This window comes from Streptomyces sp. NPDC127092 (assembly GCF_042722475.1).
GTDB lineage: Bacteria > Actinomycetota > Actinomycetes > Streptomycetales > Streptomycetaceae > Streptomyces.
The window spans coordinates 1-1,011 of the sequence record NZ_JBHXFE010000435.1; the positions used below are offsets into that span (position 1 = coordinate 1).

Here is a 1,011-nt window from a genome sequence, read left to right on the forward strand (position 1 = left end):
TGGATCGATGACCGGTCGCGATAGTTACGCGATCGAGGATAGTCCGGTTATCCGTCTCGGTCGTACGGCTGGCCATTGACACGCTTGCGCGGAAGCCAAGTCGCCAAGGTGCGACCAAGAGTGTTGACGAGTCGTTCACCAAACACGCACAGCGTGGGCTCCCAGGGATGGCCGAAGGTGCCGGCCGAGAAGTCTTCTCGCAGGAAAATGTAGTAGTCGCCGTTTGGATAGACGGACACACGCCACTCTGAGTCCTCAGCAGCGACGTGCTCCGCGGCGTCGAACCAGTACCCGGGATGTTGCCAGTCGAGAACGACAAACCGCGGATCGTCGGCGAACTCGGCAACGAAGCACCGCAGCGCCTCGGCGTTGACCGCATCGGACCGCGCCCGCCAGGAACCCCCGGTGCCGGCGGTGTTGGTGAGATCGAAGGTCACTGATGGCGTCGGCTCGGCGATCGCCGGCCATGATTCGGGTTTCATGCCCGGTCGAAACCCGAATCTTTCCTCGAATTCAGTCCAATAACGATCACGGTTGGGAAGGTCGGTCCACGCCGGAGGCAAGGGAGAGCCGAAGTCGCGGGTGTAGCGCATCTGAGCAGGACCTCCGTTCGCTCCTGGACTGACGATGCCACACCGTTCCATGCACGATGAACGACTTTCGGGATCCCATATGGCGAACCGGCACCGCGACGAGATCGCGCCCATGCCGACCCCTGGCACGCGCGTAGGAGTTCCACGTATCCGAGTTCGTTCGCTACACGTGAACTAGCACCAGGAACGTGAACGAGAGTCCATAGATTATGGCGCCCGCAAATACGGCCCAGCCGAACACGGCGAATGACCTGGACTTGAGGTGAATCAATACTGCAACTGCGGCGGCAATCGCAGGCCCCACCACCACTGCGTTAAACATCCAGTGGCCCCCGATCACCGGCAGGGAGAGTGACAGGGAGAGTGACAGGGTCCATAGAAAACACCCGGCGATGAACCCGATAACGCCCTGAAGAAG

2 protein-coding genes are annotated in these 1,011 nt (G+C 60.8%); both read right to left on the reverse strand.

Annotated elements, in window-relative coordinates; genetic code table 11:
* Window positions 1–47: 47 nt before the first annotated feature.
* Window positions 48–593, reverse strand: a complete 546-nt coding sequence (locus ACFWJO_RS41075; RefSeq protein ID WP_386873528.1) for a DUF2716 domain-containing protein — start codon at window positions 591–593, stop codon at window positions 48–50.
* Between the two features lie 163 nt (window positions 594–756).
* A partial coding sequence (locus ACFWJO_RS41080; RefSeq protein ID WP_386873530.1) for a hypothetical protein occupies window positions 757–1,011 on the reverse strand: 255 nt, incomplete at its 5' end.

Coding starts and splice junctions, on each gene's coding strand:
- ACFWJO_RS41075 (WP_386873528.1), bottom strand. CDS start 593: ATGCGCTACACCCGCGACTTCGGCTCTCCCTTGCCTCCGGCGTGGACC.